The sequence below is a fragment of the Hyphomicrobiales bacterium genome (assembly GCA_002869065.1).
Classification (GTDB): domain Bacteria; phylum Pseudomonadota; class Alphaproteobacteria; order Rhizobiales; family Rhodobiaceae; genus Rhodobium.
Genome location: PKTR01000005.1, coordinates 104654 through 121769, shown reverse-complemented (window position 1 = coordinate 121769; position 17116 = coordinate 104654). Strand labels below are relative to the sequence as shown.

At 65.5% G+C, this 17116-nt stretch carries 13 protein-coding genes; all 13 read left to right on the top strand.

Annotation, left to right across the window (positions count from 1 at the left end):
• Positions 1 to 6 precede the first annotated feature (6 nt).
• The 13 genes from C0606_14550 to C0606_14490 all read left to right on the top strand — a co-directional run bounded on the left by C0606_14550 (position 7) and on the right by C0606_14490 (position 16965).
• A complete protein-coding gene (locus C0606_14550; protein PLX36498.1) occupies positions 7 to 1719 on the top strand; it encodes a cell division protein in 1713 nt (570 codons plus the stop codon).
• 64 nt (positions 1720 to 1783) lie between these two features.
• Entirely contained in the window at positions 1784 to 3250 is a 1467-nt protein-coding gene (locus C0606_14545) for a UDP-N-acetylmuramoyl-L-alanyl-D-glutamate--2,6-diaminopimelate ligase (protein PLX36497.1), read from the top strand.
• Positions 3247 to 4689, top strand: a complete 1443-nt coding sequence (locus C0606_14540; GenBank protein ID PLX36496.1) for a UDP-N-acetylmuramoylalanyl-D-glutamyl-2, 6-diaminopimelate--D-alanyl-D-alanine ligase — start codon at positions 3247 to 3249, stop codon at positions 4687 to 4689. Before C0606_14545 ends, C0606_14540 begins: the two co-directional genes overlap by 4 nt.
• A gap of 8 nt (positions 4690 to 4697) precedes the next feature.
• Positions 4698 to 5783: a phospho-N-acetylmuramoyl-pentapeptide-transferase gene (locus C0606_14535; GenBank protein ID PLX36495.1), complete on the top strand. Its 1086-nt coding sequence runs from the start codon at positions 4698 to 4700 to the stop codon at positions 5781 to 5783.
• Positions 5784 to 5787: 4 nt separating this feature from the next.
• Positions 5788 to 7296: a UDP-N-acetylmuramoyl-L-alanine--D-glutamate ligase gene (locus C0606_14530; GenBank protein ID PLX36494.1), complete on the top strand. Its 1509-nt coding sequence runs from the start codon at positions 5788 to 5790 to the stop codon at positions 7294 to 7296.
• Positions 7296 to 8456: a putative lipid II flippase FtsW gene (ftsW, locus tag C0606_14525; protein PLX36493.1), complete on the top strand. Its 1161-nt coding sequence runs from the start codon at positions 7296 to 7298 to the stop codon at positions 8454 to 8456. Before C0606_14530 ends, ftsW begins: the two co-directional genes overlap by 1 nt.
• 19 nt (positions 8457 to 8475) lie before the next feature.
• Entirely contained in the window at positions 8476 to 9600 is a 1125-nt protein-coding gene (gene murG / locus C0606_14520) for an undecaprenyldiphospho-muramoylpentapeptide beta-N-acetylglucosaminyltransferase (GenBank protein PLX36492.1), read from the top strand.
• Entirely contained in the window at positions 9597 to 11012 is a 1416-nt protein-coding gene (locus C0606_14515) for a UDP-N-acetylmuramate--L-alanine ligase (GenBank protein ID PLX36491.1), read from the top strand. The genes murG and C0606_14515 overlap by 4 nt, the downstream gene beginning before the upstream one ends.
• Positions 11009 to 11965: a UDP-N-acetylenolpyruvoylglucosamine reductase gene (locus C0606_14510; protein ID PLX36490.1), complete on the top strand. Its 957-nt coding sequence runs from the start codon at positions 11009 to 11011 to the stop codon at positions 11963 to 11965. The genes C0606_14515 and C0606_14510 overlap by 4 nt, the downstream gene beginning before the upstream one ends.
• A 17-nt stretch (positions 11966 to 11982) precedes the next feature.
• On the top strand, positions 11983 to 12912 hold the full coding sequence (locus tag C0606_14505; protein ID PLX36489.1) for a D-alanine--D-alanine ligase: 930 nt from the start codon (positions 11983 to 11985) through the stop codon (positions 12910 to 12912).
• A gap of 50 nt (positions 12913 to 12962) precedes the next feature.
• Positions 12963 to 13811, top strand: coding sequence for a cell division protein FtsQ (locus C0606_14500; protein ID PLX36488.1), 849 nt, complete (start codon positions 12963 to 12965; stop codon positions 13809 to 13811).
• Positions 13808 to 15133: a cell division protein FtsA gene (gene ftsA / locus C0606_14495; protein PLX36487.1), complete on the top strand. Its 1326-nt coding sequence runs from the start codon at positions 13808 to 13810 to the stop codon at positions 15131 to 15133. The genes C0606_14500 and ftsA overlap by 4 nt, the downstream gene beginning before the upstream one ends.
• A gap of 95 nt (positions 15134 to 15228) precedes the next feature.
• Complete coding sequence (locus C0606_14490) at positions 15229 to 16965, top strand: cell division protein FtsZ (protein PLX36617.1); 1737 nt, start codon at positions 15229 to 15231, stop codon at positions 16963 to 16965.
• The last annotated feature ends 151 nt before the right edge of the window (positions 16966 to 17116 follow it).

Below are 17116 nucleotides of genomic sequence, written 5' to 3'. Positions count from 1 at the left end.
AGCGCAATGGTCGATACGCCCCCGATTATGTCCTCTTCGCACGACGCCCATGGCGGCTGGTCGCGCCACGTGCGCAGCGAAGGCCCCGATATGCGGCGGCGGGTGACGCTTGCCATGGTGATGTTCGCGCTCGCCTATCTGGTGATCGCCGGGCGGCTCGTTTCGCTCGGGCTGACCGATGACGGGCCGGGGCGGGCGCGACTGACGGCGGAAGACATGGTGGCGGCGGCGCGGCCCGATCTGGTCGACCGCAACGGCAAGATCCTGGCGACCGATATCCGCACCGACTCGCTGTTCGCCGAACCGCGCAAGATCCTCGATGTCGATGAGGCGATCGAACTCTTGTCGAGCGTTCTGCCCGAACTGGGCGATCGCACTACCCGCAAGCGGCTCGCCAGCAATGCCGGTTTCGTCTGGCTGAAGCGCGAGATCACGCCGGCACAGAAACACGCCATCCACCGGCTCGGCATTCCCGGCATCGGGTTTTTGACCGAGAACCGCCGTTTCTATCCGGGCGGCCCGGCGGTCAGCCATATCGTCGGCCACGTCAACGTCGACAATGAGGGCATTGCCGGCATCGAAAAGCATGTCGACGGGCAAGGCCTCGCCGAACTGCACCAGTTCGGCTTCGCCAAGAAGGAAACCACGCTCGAGCCGGTCAAGCTAGCGGTCGATCTGCGCGTCCAGCATGCGGTGCGCGACGAGATCTCACGGGCGATGGAGCGTTTCCAGGCGATTGCCGGTATCGGCATCGTGCTCGACGTGCACACCGGCGAAGTGATCGCCATGTCGTCGCTGCCCGACTATGACCCGAACGATCCCGTGCAGGCTCTCGAGAAGGACCGCATGAACCGGGCGACGGCGGGCGTGTTCGAAATGGGCTCGGTGTTCAAGACCTTCAACACCGCGATGGCGCTCGATTCCGGACAGGTGACGCTGGAAAGCACCTATGACGCGACGCGGCCGATCCGGGTCGGCGGGCGCACGATCAGCGATTTCCACGGCAAGCACCGCGTGCTGACCGTGCCGGAAGTGTTAATCTACTCGTCGAATATCGGCAGCGCCAAGATGGCGTTGCAGATCGGCCGCGAGGGACAGAAGGAATTCCTTACCCGGCTCGGCCTGACCTCGCGGCTCGAAACCGATCTGCCGGAGGTGGCAAAGCCGCTGGTGCCGTCGCGCTGGAGCGAGGTGACCTCGATGACGGTGGCGTTCGGTCATGGTATTTCGGTGTCGCCGATGCAGACGGCGGTTGCTGCCGCCGCGCTCGTCAATGGCGGCAAGCTTATTCCGCCGACGTTCCTCGTGCGCAGCCGGGATGAGGCCGATGCGCTCGCCAAACGGGTCATCGAGCCGAAAACCAGCAACGCGATGCGCTACCTGTTCCGGCTCAATGCGGAAAAGGGTTCGGGCCGCCAGGCCGAGGTCGAAGGCTATCTGGTGGGCGGCAAGACGGGCACCGCCGAGAAGGTCGTCGACGGCCGCTATTCCTCGACCAAACGCTTCAATTCATTCCTGTCGGCGTTCCCGATGGATGATCCGCGCTACGTGGTGCTGGTCGTCATCGACGAGCCGAAGAAGGCCAAGGACGGCGGCGGCGTCACCGCAGGGTGGAACGCCGCGCCGACGGTCGCAAATGTCGTTCGCCGTATCGCGCCGATGCTCGGGGTCGCCCCGCGCTTCGAGGGCGGTGCCAACATGCACCTGGTTTCCTACTGATGGGTCGCAGCATGAGAGGGAAATCGGAAATGCCAAATCGCACAACCAGAAATCAGCGCCATCCATGCATCTGGGAGACCTTGCCCGCGACCTGACGCTTGATCCGGTCACGGCAGACATCACCATCACCGGGCTTTCCGCCGACAGCCGGCGGATCGAACCCGGTTTTCTGTTTGCCGCGCTGGCCGGGGCAAAGGTCGATGGCGCGCGCTTTGTCGCCGCTGCCATCGAGGCGGGCGCCGTTGCGGTCCTGGCCGCTGAGGATGCCGGCTTGCCCGATGATCTCGCCGTGCCGGTGCTGCGTACTGAGGATCCGCGCCGGCAACTGGCGCTGATGGCGGCGCGGTTTTATGCCGCCCAGCCGGGCGCGACCGTTGCCGTTACCGGAACCGCCGGCAAGACCTCGGTCGCGACCTTCACCCGGCAGATCTGGCAGCAGGCCGGGTACGATGCGGCAAGTCTTGGCACGCTCGGCGTGACGACCGCCGAGGGCACACAATACGGCAGCCTGACGACGCCGGATACGGTCGGTCTGCACGAAACGCTTGCCGAGCTCGCAGGCGAGGGCATCACCCATCTCGCCATGGAAGCCTCAAGCCACGGCATCGATCAGCGGCGCCTAGACGGTGTGCGGCTGAAGGCAGCGGCGTTCACCAATCTCGGCCGCGATCACCTCGATTACCACGCCGATCTGGAAGACTATTTCGCCGCCAAGCTGCGGCTGTTCACGACGCTCCTGCCCGACGACGGTACGGTTGTTGTCGATGCCGACGAACCCTATGCGGATCGGGTTGCCGCGGTGGCCGGCGAACGCGGCTTGCCGCTGTTCACGATCGGGCGCGCGGGTATGGGTCTGCGCCTGACCGACCTTGCCGAGGAGTCCGCGGGACAGCGCCTGACCATCGAAGCGGGCGGCGAAACCTACACGGTCTTGCTGCCGCTGATAGGCCGGTTCCAGGTTTCAAACGCGCTGATTTCCGCCGGACTTGCCATCGTCACCGGCACGCCGGTCGCGGTCTCGCTCGCCGCGCTCGAACATCTTCAAGGTGCGCCGGGCCGGCTCGATCTGGTCGGCCGTACCGAAAACGGCGCGCCATGCTTCGTTGACTATGCGCACAAACCCGACGCGCTCGCCAATGTGCTTGCCGCGCTGCGACCTCATGTGGCCGGCCGGCTCGTCGTCGTGTTCGGTGCCGGCGGCGACCGCGATCCCGGCAAGCGGGCGATCATGGGCGAGATCGCCGCGCGCGATGCCGATGTGGTGATCGTCACCGATGACAATCCGCGCTCCGAGGATCCGGCGAGGATCCGGGCTGCGATCATGGCAGCAGCCCCCGGCGCCAAAGAGATCGGCGACCGGCATCAGGCGATCGCCGAAGCGGTCGCGATGCTTCAAGCGGGCGATGTTCTGGTCGTTGCCGGCAAGGGTCACGAAACCGGCCAGATCGTCGGCGATCAGGTCCTTCCCTTTTCCGATCACGAGGAAGTTCGGGCTGCGCTTGCGCGGTCGGCTTCGGGAGGTGGCCGATGACCCCATTGTGGAATTTCGAGGCTTTCGCCGCCGCCTGTGCCGGCGAGGTGCATGGCGGTGGCGGACAACCCGTCACGGGCATTTCCATCGACAGCCGCACGATCGCGCCGGGCGAAGCCTTCTTTGCCATCAAGGGCGACCGTTTCGACGGGCATGACTTTGTCGCCAAGGCGTTCGAGAACGGTGCCGGCGTTGCCGTCGTTGCCGCGGACCGACTGGCCGGGCTTGGCAACATTGTCGGCGGCAAACTGGTGATTGCCGTTGACGATCCGTTGAAGGCGCTCCAACGGCTCGGTGTCGCATCGCGCGAGCGCAGCGGTGCAAAGGTCATCGCCGTCACCGGCAGCGTCGGCAAGACCGGCACCAAGGAGATGTTGCGCACCACGCTCGAACCGTCCGGCAAGGTGCATGCCTCCGTCGCCTCGTTCAACAATCACTGGGGCGTGCCGCTGACGCTCGCGCGCATGCCGGCGGATTGCGACTTCGCGGTGTTCGAGATCGGCATGAACCATCCGGGCGAAATCACGCCGCTTGTGGCGATGGTGCACCCGCATGTGGTGGTGATCACGACGGTCGAGCCGGTGCACCTGGCGCAGTTCGAGTCGGTCGAAGAAATCGCGCGCGCCAAGGCGGAGATTTTCACCGGACTGGTGCCGGGCGGGGCGGCGGTGCTCAACCGCGACAACCCGCACTTTGTGTTCCTGCATCACCTGGCGGTCGAGAACGGCATCACCCGCATCGTCGGCTTCGGCGAGGACGACGGCGCCGAGGTTCATCTGGAGAAGGTGGTGCTGCACGGCGGGTGCTCATGCGTTTCGGCGACGGTTTTCGGCGTGCCGGTGACCTACAAGATCGGCGTGCCGGGGCGGCATCTGGTGCAGAACAGCCTCGCGGTGCTGGCGAGCGTGCAGCTGGTCGATGCCGATCTCGCGAAGGCTGCCGTCGCGCTCGCCAATCTGCAGGCGCCGAAGGGGCGCGGCCGGCGCCATACGCTGACGCTGCGCGATGGCGAGGCTACGCTGATCGACGAGAGCTACAACGCCAATCCGACCTCGATGCGTGCTGCCATCGAGCTGCTGCATCAGACACCGGTCGGCGAATGGGGCAAGCGGATCGCCGTGCTCGGCGACATGCTGGAGCTCGGCGAGGGGGCGGAACAGTTTCACAAGGGGCTCGCCGAACCGATCGCGGCGGCCGGGATCGACCAGGTTTTCTGCGCCGGTCCGCTGATGGAAACCTTATGGAAAACCTTGCCGCGCAGCCGCCGCGGAGCGTATTCGGAGACGTCGGGGCGACTGGAAGCGATTCTCGCCGGTGCATTGGCGCCGGGAGACGTGGTGATGATCAAGGGTTCGTTGGGGAGCCGGATGGGGCCGTTGGTTGACGCGTTGCTGGCGCGTTACGGTTCCGATCCGTCCGAGGCCGGACCCGAGGGGTAAGACGAGGCATGCTGTATTTCCTTGGCGAATTCGCCGACCAGCTTTCGGTTCTGAACGTGTTCCGCTACATCACGTTCCGCACCGGCGGAGCTGTGGTGACCGCGCTGTTATTCGTGTTCCTGTTCGGGCCGCGCATTATCGCGGCCCTGCGCGTCCGCCAGGGCAAGGGGCAGCCGATCCGCGCCGACGGGCCGCAGAGCCACATCCTGACCAAGGCCGGAACGCCGACCATGGGCGGGCTGATGATCCTCGCCGGTATGATCGTCGCGACGCTTATCTGGGCCAACCTCAGCAACATCTATGTCTGGATCGTGCTGATGGTGACGATCGGCTTCGGCGCGGTCGGCTTCTACGACGATTTTCTCAAGGTCTCGCGCTCGTCGCACAAGGGCTTCGGCGGCAAGGCGCGGCTCGGCATCGAGGGCGCGATTGCGGTTACCGCGGCGATTGGCGTTGCCGGTGCCGGGGCCGAGCCGTTCTCGACCTCGCTTGCCTTTCCTTTCGTGAAGGATTTCGTGCTCAATCTCGGCTGGTTCTTCGTACCGTTCGCGGCCTTCGTCATGGTCGGCGCGGGCAATGCGGTGAACCTGACCGATGGCCTCGACGGGCTCGCCATCGTGCCGGTGATGATCGCCGCGGCGAGCTTCGGGTTGATCGCCTATCTGTCGGGCAACGCGGTCTTCGCCGACTATCTGCAGATCCATCTGGTGCCGGGCACCGGCGAGATCGCGGTGGTCTGCGGCGCGGTGATCGGCGCCGGGCTCGGCTTTTTGTGGTTCAACGCGCCGCCGGCGGCGATCTTCATGGGCGACACGGGGTCGCTGGCGCTTGGCGGCATGCTGGGCGCGGTCGCGGTGGCCACCAAGCACGAGATCGTGCTCGCCATCATCGGCGGGTTGTTCGTGCTCGAAGCCGTCTCGGTGATCATGCAGGTGGCGTCGTTCAAGCTCACCGGCAAGCGCATCTTCAAGATGGCGCCCATCCATCATCATTTCGAACATCTCGGCTGGACCGAAAGCCAGGTGGTGATCCGCTTCTGGATCATCGCTGTCGTCCTGGCGCTGATCGGCCTGTCGACCCTGAAGCTGAGGTAACAAATTGATCCCTGTCGGCGGTTTCGAAGACAAGCGAGTGGCCATCCTCGGGCTCGGACGATCCGGGCTCGTTGCCGCGCGTGCGCTTGCCGTCGCAGGCGCCGTTCCCGTGTGCTGGGACGACAACGAGGCGGCGCGGGAAAAGGCCGCTGCCGAAGGGTTCGAAATCGCCAATCTGCATGAGCCGGCAAGCTGGGCAGGCGTGCAGCGATTGGTGCTGAGCCCCGGCATTCCGCATCTCTATCCAACGCCGAACCCGGTCGTGCGCCAAGCCTGGGCCGCCGGCGTTCCGGTCGACAACGACGTTGGCCTGTTCTTCGAGATGGTCGAAGTCTGGCGGCAGGCGGCGGCCGACGCTCTTGCCGAGACCGACGGCGCGCCGGACGTGTACGACAGCTTCGATCCTTCGCTTGCCGATGCCTCTCTTGCTGATGTGGGCCCGAAGGTCGTTTGCATCACCGGCTCGAACGGCAAATCGACGACCACCGCGCTGATCGGACATATCCTGGCCGAAGCCGGCAAGCCGGTGCAGGTCGGTGGCAATATCGGCCGTGGGGTGCTCGATCTCGATCCGCCGCAGGCGCGCGATGCGATCTACGTGCTCGAACTGTCGTCCTACCAGACCGACCTCGCGCGGATCCTTTCGCCGGATGTCGCGGTCTTCCTCAACCTTTCTCCCGATCACTACGACCGCCATGGCGGGCCGGGCGGCTATTTCGCCGCCAAGCGTCGTCTGTTCGATCCGCTGCCACCGATGACGGCGGTGATTGGCGTCGACGAGGACGAAGGCCGGTTCCTCGCCAATCTGGTGCGCTTCGGGGCGGAGAATTCCGCGCCCGTCGTCGAGATATCGGCAACCGAAGAACTCGGTGGCAACCGCGACGCGGTCTTCGTGCGCGACGGCAGGCTGGTCGAGCGGGTCGCCGGCGGTGAGGCCGATGTCTTTGCTCTCAAGACCGCGCCGGCGCTACCCGGCCGCCATAACTGGCAGAATGCGGCGGCTGCCTTCGCCGCCTGCCGGGCGCTCGGGCTGAGCGTCGAGGACATCGCTGCGGGCATCGCCTCGTTCGGCGGGCTCGCGCACCGCATGGAGCGGGTCGGTACGCGCGGTGGCGTTCTCTTCGTCAATGATTCCAAGGGCACCAACACGGATGCGGCGGAAAAGGCGCTGACGTCTTACGAGCGCATCCGCTGGATCGCCGGGGGCCGCCCGAAGGAAGGCGGGATCACCGCGCTCGCGCCGCATTTTGGCCGTGTCGCCAAGGCTTATCTGATCGGCGAGGCGGCGGACGCGTTCGCCACCACGCTCGACGGGGTGCCGCATGAGATTTGCGGCACGATGGATGTCGCGGTGGCCCGCGCCGCAGACGAAGCCGAAGCCGGCGAGGTCGTGCTCCTGTCGCCGGCCTGCACGTCGTGGGATCAGTATTCCAGCTTCGAGGCGCGCGGCGACGCGTTCCGCGATCTGGTTCGGGCGCTGCCCGGCATCGAAACCGATGGAGGGGCGGCCTGATGGTCAGTCGCGCGGATCGAAGCCTTTTTGCCCAGTGGTGGTGGACCGTCGACCGGTTCCTGCTGGTCGGGATCATCGCTCTGATGATCGGCGGCGTGGTGCTGTCGTTCGCGGCGAGCCCGCCGGTTGCCGAGCGGCTCAACCTCGACAGCTACCACTTCGTCAAACGCCAGGCGATCTTCCTGATCCCCGCGCTTGCGATCCTGTTCGGTACCTCGCTGTTGTCGCCGCGCCAGGTGCGCCGGGCCGCTCTGGTGCTGTTTGCCGGCGCCATGCTGATGCTGGTGCTGACGCTGTTCGTCGGTGCCGAGGTGAAGGGCTCGCGGCGCTGGCTCGACCTGTTCGGCTTCACCGTGCAGCCGTCGGAATTCGTCAAGCCGGCCTTCGTCATTATCTGCGCGTTTCTGTTTGCCGAAAACGCCCGCCGGCCCGATGTGCCGGGAAATCTGTTCGCCATTCTGGTGCTGGCCATGGTCGGCGCGGTGCTGGTCGCCCAGCCCGATCTCGGCCAGACGATGCTGATCGTCATCGTCTGGTGCGCCATGTTCTTCATGGCCGGGCTTTCGTGGGTGTGGATCGGCGCGCTGTCGGCGGCCGCGATTGTCGGCGCGGTCGCGGCCTATTTCACCTTCCCGCATGTCGCCAACCGCATCGACCGGTTCATCGATCCGGGCTCGGGCGACACCTATCAGGTCGATATGGCGCGGGATTCCTTCCTGCGCGGCGGCTGGCTCGGCAGGGGGCCGGGCGAGGGCACCATCAAGTGGATCCTGCCGGACTCGCACACCGACTTCACCTTCGCGGTGGCGGCGGAAGAATTCGGCATCGTCGTCTGCATCCTGCTGGTCATCATGTTCGCCTTCGTCGTCATGCGCGGCTTCTCGCACACGCTGCGTCAGGAGGGCGATTTCGAGCGGCTGGCAACCGCGGGCCTCGTCGTGCTGTTCGGCGTGCAGTCGATCATCAACATGGCGGTGAACGTCAATCTGATGCCGGCCAAGGGCATGACGCTGCCGTTCATTTCCTATGGCGGCTCGTCGCTGCTCGCGCTGGCGCTGGCGATGGGCTTCCTGCTCGCGCTGACCCGGCGGCGACCGGAACCGACGCTTGCCGGCAGCGGCATCGAATTCTCGCATTTCGCTGGCCATCGCGCCGGCTGAACCGAAACAAGGAGACGGCATGGCGGCGATCTTGCTTGCGGCAGGCGGAACCGGGGGACACCTGTTCCCGGCACAGGCGCTGGCCGAAGAGCTCGGGCGTCGCGGCCATGTGGTCGAGCTGGCGACCGACGAGCGGGCCGACCGCTACGGTCAGGCGTTTCCCGCGCGCAAAATCCACATCGTGGCGTCGGCCACCATTCGCGGCCGCTCGCCGTTGGCGCTGGCCCGGACCGCCTTTGCGCTTGTGCGCGGCGTCATTCAGGCGAACGGCATCATCTCGCATCTGAAGCCGGCCGCGGTGGTCGGTTTCGGCGGCTATCCGACATTGCCGCCGCTGATGGCGGCGATGCTGCGGCGGGTGCCGAGCGTGCTGCACGAGCAAAACGCCGTCGTTGGCCGGGCCAACCGGCTGCTTGGCCGGGTTGCAACGGCGGTTGCGGCGAGCTTTCCCGAAAGCCGGCATTCGGAGGCTTTTGCCGCCAAGCTCGTGCACACAGGCAATCCGGTGCGGCCGGCGGTGCTTGACGTGGCCGCCATGCCTTACGACATGCCGGCGGCGGATGGTCCGTTCAAGCTGCTCGTTTTCGGCGGTAGTCAGGGCGCGCGGTTCTTTTCCGAGATCCTGCCGGACGCAATCGCGAAGCTGCCCGAGGCGGCGCGCGCGCGGCTGAAGCTGGTGCAGCAGTGCCGGCCGGAAGACCTCGATGCGGTGAAGAGCCAGTACGATGCGCTCGGGCTCGAGGTCGAGCTGGCGCCGTTCTTCACCGATCTGCCGGCGCGCATCGCCGGTTCCCATCTCGTCATCTGCCGCTCGGGCGCCTCGACGGTGACCGAGCTTTCGGTCATCGGCCGCCCGTCGATCCTCATTCCGTTCCCACATGCGCTCGATGCCGATCAGGCGACCAATGCGGCGGTGCTGCAGGGCGCTGGCGGGGCCGAGGTGATCGATCAAAAGGACCTCGACGCCGAACGGCTCGCGAGCGCGATTGCCGAGCGGATGGCCGATCCGGAGGGGCTTGCCGCGGTCGCGGCGGCGGCGAAAAGCACCGGCCGTCCGGATGCGGTGCGCCGGCTTGCCGATCTTGTCGAACATGTTGCCGCCGGCGGGCGGGCTCAAAGCGTAGTTTTTGGAGAACAGTCATGAAAATGCCCGGCGACATCGGCCCGGTTCATTTCGTCGGTATCGGCTGCATCGGCATGAGCGGCATTGCCGAAGTGCTGGTCAGCCTCGGCTATCGGGTGCAGGGCTCAGACATTGCCGAGAGCGCCAATGTGCAGCGCCTGCGCGCCAAGGGCATCGAGGTGCATGTGGGCCATGCGGCGGAGAATCTCGGCGACGCAGCCGTGGTCGTCGTCTCCTCGGCGATCAAGAAGGATAACCCGGAACTTGTCGCGGCGCGCGAGCGGCTGTTGCCGGTGGTGCGGCGCGCGGAGATGCTCGCCGAACTGATGCGCTTCAAGCAGGCGATCGCGGTTGGCGGCACGCACGGCAAGACGACGACCACCTCGATGGTGGCGGCGCTGCTCGACGCTGGTGGTCTCGATCCGACCGTCATCAATGGCGGCATCATCAACGCCTACGGCACCAATGCGCGCATGGGCGATGGCGACTGGATGGTGGTGGAAGCCGACGAATCCGACGGCACCTTCGTCAAGCTGCCGGCCGATATCGCCATCGTCACCAATATCGATCCGGAGCATCTCGACCATTACGGCAATTTCGACGCCGTGCGCGAAGCCTTCCGCCAGTTCGTCGAGAACGTGCCGTTCTACGGCTTTGCCGCGATGTGCCTCGATCATCCGGTGGTGCAAGAGCTGGTCGGCCGTATCGAGGACCGGCGCATTGTCACCTACGGCACCAACCCGCAGGCCGATGTGCGCTTCACCGATTTGCGCTTCGAGGGCGGCAATTCGCGCTTCTCCGTCGTCATCAACGACCGCCGCTCGGGTGAGACGCGAGAGATCCCCGGCCTCGTTCTGCCGATGCCGGGTCAGCACAACGTGTCGAATGCGACGGCAGCGATTGCGGTTGCCGATCAGCTCGGCCTTTCCGGCGATGCGATCCGCAAGGGGCTCGCGGCGTTCGGCGGCGTCAAGCGGCGCTTCACCCATACCGGTGCCTGGAACGGCATCGATATCTTCGACGACTACGGCCACCACCCGGTCGAGATCACGGCGGTGCTGGCGGCGGCGCGCAGCGCGGCACAGCGCAAGGTGATCGCGGTGATGCAGCCGCATCGCTACACCCGGCTGGAGAGCCTGTTCGACGGCTTCTGCGCCTGCTTCAACGATGCCGACACGGTGATCATCGCCGATGTCTACGCGGCCGGCGAACAGCCGATCGAGGGTGTCGACAAGGATGCGCTGGTTGCCGGCATCCGCGCGCGCGGTCACCGCAACGTTCTGCCGCTCGAAAGCGCCGATGCACTGGCCGGTGTGATCGCCGAGCGGGCCGAACCGGGCGACGTGGTCGTTTGCCTCGGCGCCGGCTCGATCACGCAATGGGCCTACGCGCTGCCGGACAAGCTCGCCGCACTTGGTGGAGAAGGCGCATGAGCTTTGCCGACCTGAAAGTGGTTCTGGGCGATCGGCTGGCGGGCATTCGCGGCCGGATGGAGGCGAACTTTCCGCTCGCCGACATCACCTGGTTCCGGGTCGGCGGGCCGGCGCAGATGCTGTTCACGCCGGCGGACGAAGACGATCTCTCGGCCTTCCTCGCCGCGCTGCCGGCCGACATTCCGGTGATGGTGATCGGGCTCGGCTCCAATCTCTTGGTGCGCGATGGCGGTATTCCCGGCGTCGTCATCCGCCTCAGCCCGCGCGGGTTCGGCAAGACGACGGTCGAGGACAGCAACCGGGTCCGCGTCGGCGGTGCGGTGCGTGATGCGCAGTTCGCCAAGATCGCGGCGGAGGCAGGCATCGGCGGGTTCGCCTTCTTCCGCGGCATTCCGGGCGGCATCGGTGGTGCACTGCGCATGAATGCGGGTGCCCATGGCGGCGAGACGAAGGACGGCGTCGTCGAGATCCGCGCTGTCGACCGCAAGGGCGAGCGCCACGTGCTGACCAATGCGGACATGGGCTACAGCTATCGTCATTCGGATGCCGCGCCCGACCTGATTTTCACCGAAGCGGTGTTCCAGGGCGTGCCGGGCGACCCGGCCACCTTGCAGGCCGAGATGGACGAGGTCGAGCGCTACCGCGCCGAGAATCAACCAATCCGCGAGCGCACCGGCGGCTCCACCTTCAAGAACCCGCCGGGACAGTCGGCGTGGAAGCTGGTCGATGCCGCGGGTTGCCGGGGGCTGACCATCGGCGGCGCGCAGGTGTCGCCGATGCACTGCAATTTTCTCATCAACACGGGAAGCGCGACCGGCGCCGACCTCGAACTGCTCGGCGAGACGGTGCGCGCGCGCGTTCTCGAAACTTCGGGGGTGCGGCTCGAATGGGAAATCAAGCGGCTCGGCAACTTTGCGCCCGGCGTCGCGATCGAACCGTTCCTTGGACGGTAATGAGGGGAGAGAGAACCATGGCCGGCAAGAAACATGTGGCGGTGCTGTTGGGCGGCTGGTCGTCGGAGCGCGAGGTCAGCCTGTCGAGCGGTGGCGCCTGCAGCGGCGCGCTGGAACGCGCCGGCTATCGCGTCACCCGCGTCGATGTCGACCGCAACATTGCCGCGACGCTCAGCGAGCTGAAGCCCGATGTGGTGTTCAACGCGCTGCACGGCCCGTTCGGGGAGGATGGTTGCATTCAGGGCATCCTCGAGGTGCTGGCTATCCCCTACACCCATTCGGGCGTGCTCGCCTCGGCGCTTGCCATGGACAAGGCGCGCGCCAAGGACGTGATGAAGGGCGCGGGGATCCCGGTCGCCGAGGATCGCGTGATGCATCGCCTCGAGGCGGCGAAAGCGCATCCGATTCAGCCGCCCTATGTGGTCAAGCCGGTCAACGAAGGGTCAAGCTGCGGCGTGCTGATCGTGCAGGAGGGCGCCAGCCATCCGCCGCAGGAGCTTTATCGTGAGGATTGGCCCTACAACGACATCGTGATGGTCGAAAAATTCATAGCCGGGCGCGAGCTGACCTGTGCCGCGATGGGCGACAAAGCGCTTGATGTCATTGAGGTTACGCCGGTCGGATATGGCTTCTACGACTACGATTCGAAGTACCGTCCCGGTGGATCAAAACACGTTCTGCCGGCGGAAATTTCACCGAATATTTACCAAAGTATACAGAAACTAACCCTAACAGCACATCAAGCGCTCGGCTGCCGCGGCGTTTCAAGGGCGGATTTCCGCTACGACGACCGCCCGGACGGAACCGGTGAACTGATTTGCCTGGAAGTTAATACCCAGCCGGGGATGACGGCGACATCGCTGGTTCCGGAAATGGCGGCTTATGTCGGCATGAGTTTCGAGGAACTGGTTTCGTGGATGGTGGAGGACGCGAGTTGCGGCAGGTAGGGCGTTGGCGCAGACGTAGCCAGGCTGACGGCAATGCGGAGGAATTCGCAATGCCGAAGGGCCGTGGTCGTGCGCGCACCCTTTCGACCGCCGTGCTGTTCGGGCGCGAGCTGCCCGAGCCGCCGCGCTTTACCGGTACCGTTCTCGCTCTTGGATTCCTCGGTTGCTGGGGCGCCTATGCGCTGGCGCTTGGCGGCCAGCTGGCGCCGGTTGCCGAAACGCTGAGTTCGTCGGCCGGCTTCGGCATCGACGCGGTGCGAATCACCGGACAGAAGGAAATCGCCGAAGCCGATGTGCTGACCGTGCTCGACATCGAGCCGGGGACGTCGCTGCTCAGCTATGACGCGGCGGACGCCCGGGTGCGGCTGTCGCATATGTCCTGGGTCAACGCGGTTTCGGTCCGCAAGCTCTATCCCGCCACGCTGCAGGTGACGATCAAGGAACGCGAGCCGTTCGCGCTTTGGCAGCGCGGCCAGACCGTGTCCGTCGTCGATCGGGCCGGCGAGATCATCACCGATGTGGTCGACGACCGCTTCGTCCGCCTGCCGCTGGCCATCGGCCACGGCGCGCAGCGCCGGCTTGCCGAATTCATGACGACGATGGACCGCTTCACGACGCTGAAGCCGAAGGTTCGGGCCTACATCCTCGTTTCCGATCGGCGCTGGACGCTGCGTCTCGACAACGGCATCGACGTTTTGCTGCCGGAGGCAGATACGGCTTCCGCGCTTGAACGGCTTGAACGCCTCGACAATGAGGGCGGTCTGCTCGCCCGCGATCTGGCGGCAATCGATCTCAGGTTCGATGACCGCGTGATGGTGCGTCTCACGCAAGCGGCGCAGGAACGGCGCAAGGCCGAACTCGATTCGGGCAAGTCGAAGAAGAAGGGGGCGCGGATATGATGTCGTCGTCCTCTCCCCGCCGCGTGCCGCGCATGAAGCCGTTGTCGAACCGGCGGCCGGTAATCGTGTCCGTGCTCGATGTGGGCTCGACCAAGATCTGCTCGCTGGTGGCGCGGCTGCGCCCGCGTGAGGGCGCCGACGAACTGCTTGGCCGCACTCACACGATGGAAGTGCTCGGCTTCGGTTATCAGCGCTCGCGCGGCATCAAGTCCGGTGTGGTCGTCGATCTCGACGCGGCCGAACAGGCGATCCGTCAGGCGGTCGATTCGGCCGAACGCATGGCCGGCGTGACCATCGAATCGCTGATCGTCAACGTGACCTGCGGGCGGCTCGCCAGCGAGACCCTTTCGGCGAGCGTGCGGCTCGACGGCACGGCGGTTCGCGAGGCTGATATTCAGCGCGTGCTCGAAGCCGGCAGCCAGCAGACGACGCGTGACGGCTGCCTCGTCGTGCATTCGCTGCCGATCGGCTACGCGCTCGACGGCAATCGCGGCATTCGCGATCCGCGCAACATGATCGGCGGCAAGCTCGGCGTGGACATGCATGTGGTGACGGCGGATGCAGCGCCCGTGCGCAACATGGAGCTGACCATCAGCCGCAGCCATCTCGACGTCGAGACGATGGTCGCGACGCCCTATGCGAGCGGCCTCGCCTCGCTGGTCGACGACGAATCCGAACTCGGCGCGGCCTGTATCGACATGGGCGGCGGCACGACCTCGATCGCGGTGTTCAGCGAAGGCCAGGTGGTGCACGTCGACTCGATCGCGATCGGCGGCCATCACGTGACGATGGATCTGGCGCGCGGCCTGTCGACCAGGCTGCAGGATGCCGAGCGCATCAAGACCTTGCACGGCAGCGCCATCGGTTCGGCGCTCGACGATCGCGACGTGCTGACGGTTCCCCCCGTCAGCGAAGACGACCGCGATATTCCCACTCACGTTCCGCGCGGCACGGTGACCCAGATCATCCGCCCGCGGGTCGAAGAAATTCTCGAACTCGTCCGCGACCGGCTGAATGCGTCGGGCTACACGGGACGGGTCGGTAAGCGAATCGTGCTCACCGGGGGCGCAAGCCAGCTCACAGGGCTGGCTGAGGTGGCACGTAGGGTCCTTGGTCGCAACGTGCGGCTTGGACGGCCGCTCGGCATTGCCGGGCTGCCGGAAGCTGCAAAAGGGCCCGGATTTGCCGCGGCGGTCGGTCTGTTGATCTACCCGCAGGTGGCACAAATCGAGCAATTCGAAACTCGACATACAAAAAACCGGCTCACGGGAACCGAGGGATACCTCGCTCGCGTCGGGCAATGGTTCAGGGAGAGTTTCTGAAAACCGAGGGAAAGTGAGGCCCGCCGGTGAAGGACGAAGACTACGCACATGAGGTCGACAGTAATGCGGCCGCGGATGAAGCACATGAGGGTGCAATGACCATCAATTTGAAAATGCCGGATATCACCGAGCTGAAGCCGCGGATTACCGTTTTCGGCGTCGGTGGGGCGGGCGGCAACGCGGTCAACAACATGATCGAAGCCGGCCTGCAGGGATGCGACTTCGTTGTCGCGAATACCGATGCACAGGCGCTGACCCAGTCGAAAGCCGAACGCATCGTGCAGATGGGCGTGGCCGTGACCGAAGGTCTCGGCGCGGGGTCGCAGCCGGAAGTCGGCAAGGCGGCCGCTGAAGAGGTGATCGACGAGATCAACGACCACCTGTCAGGCGCGCATATGGTGTTCGTCACCGCCGGTATGGGCGGTGGCACGGGCACGGGCGCGGCGCCGGTGCTGGCCAAGGCTGCGCGGGAACAGGGTATCCTGACCGTCGGTGTTGTCACGAAGCCGTTCCACTTCGAAGGCCAGCGGCGAATGAAGGTTGCCGACGCCGGCATCGAGGAACTGCAGAAGAATGTCGATACGCTGATCGTCATTCCGAACCAGAACCTGTTCCGCATCGCCAACGACAAGACGACCTTTGCCGACGCCTTCGCGATGGCCGATCAGGTTCTCTATTCGGGCGTTGCCTGCATCACCGACCTGATGGTGAAGGAAGGCCTGATCAATCTCGATTTCGCCGACGTGCGCTCGATCATGCGCGCCATGGGCAAGGCGATGATGGGTACCGGCGAAGCGTCCGGCGAGAAGCGGGCGCTGCAGGCGGCAGAAGCCGCGATCGCCAATCCGCTGCTCGACGAGACCACCATGAAGGGCGCTCGCGGCCTGCTGATTTCGATCACCGGCGGCAGCGATCTGACGCTGTTCGAAGTCGACGAAGCCGCAACCCGGATTCGCGAGGAAGTCGATCAGGAAGCCAATATCATCCTCGGCGCCACTTTCGATGACAGCCTCGAGGGTCTGATTCGCGTGTCGGTGGTTGCCACCGGCATCGATCGCGCGCTTGCTGCCGAAGCAGACAATTCCGAAACCCGCATGGCGGAGCTCGCCGCGCGGTTGAAGAAGGTCTCGAAGCCGGCCGAGGCCGCAGTCGAAAAGGCGCTTGCCACACCGGCCAAGGCGGAAGAATCGGCTCGCCCGGTCGCACCGCGCGCGACGCCGGTGACGGCGTCGAGCGATCCGGACGTGCTGATCGAGCCGTATCAGCCGGAAGCCTCGGTTGCCGAGGCGCGTGAGCCGGAACCGGAAATCGACGACGAGCCGATCGTCGCGGAAGAGCCGGAAATGGTCGCCGAGCCGTATGTGCCGCCGGTTGCGGAACGCCCGGAACGGGCGCCGCGCATGCCCAAGGTCGAGGATTTCCCGCACATCGCGCAAAAGGAAATCCGCGGTTCCGAGGACGATCATGACGATGAGTCGCGTCGTCCGATGGGTCTGCTTCGTCGTCTCGCCAGCGGTCTTGGCCGTCGTGACGATCATGATGAAATGGATGACGAGACGGTCCGGCACGCACCGCCGATGGACATGCGGGCACAGGCGCCGAAGGCGGCTGCTCCGCGTTCCGAAGCATCGCGCCCGGCAGCACCTGCACCGCGCAAGGCACCGTCGGAATTCGCCAAGCAGCCGGCACCGCGTCCGGCAGCAGCCGAGGCGAAGCCGCGCAGCCGGCAGGCCGAACTCGACCCTCATGGACGCCAGGTTCCGGCCCACCAGGCACAGCAGGATGAGGATCAACTCGAGATCCCGGCTTTCCTGCGTCGCCAGGCGAACTGACACGACGCCGGGGCAGCGCCCCGGCCGGTAAAATGGTTAACGCAGGGGCATGCTCAAGCGAGCGTGCCCCTCGTTCATTGTGGCGTTTGTTTTCAATGGGTTAGAATTATTTCATCGGTAACAAATCGTAAGAAAGCTTGATTTTGTTTGA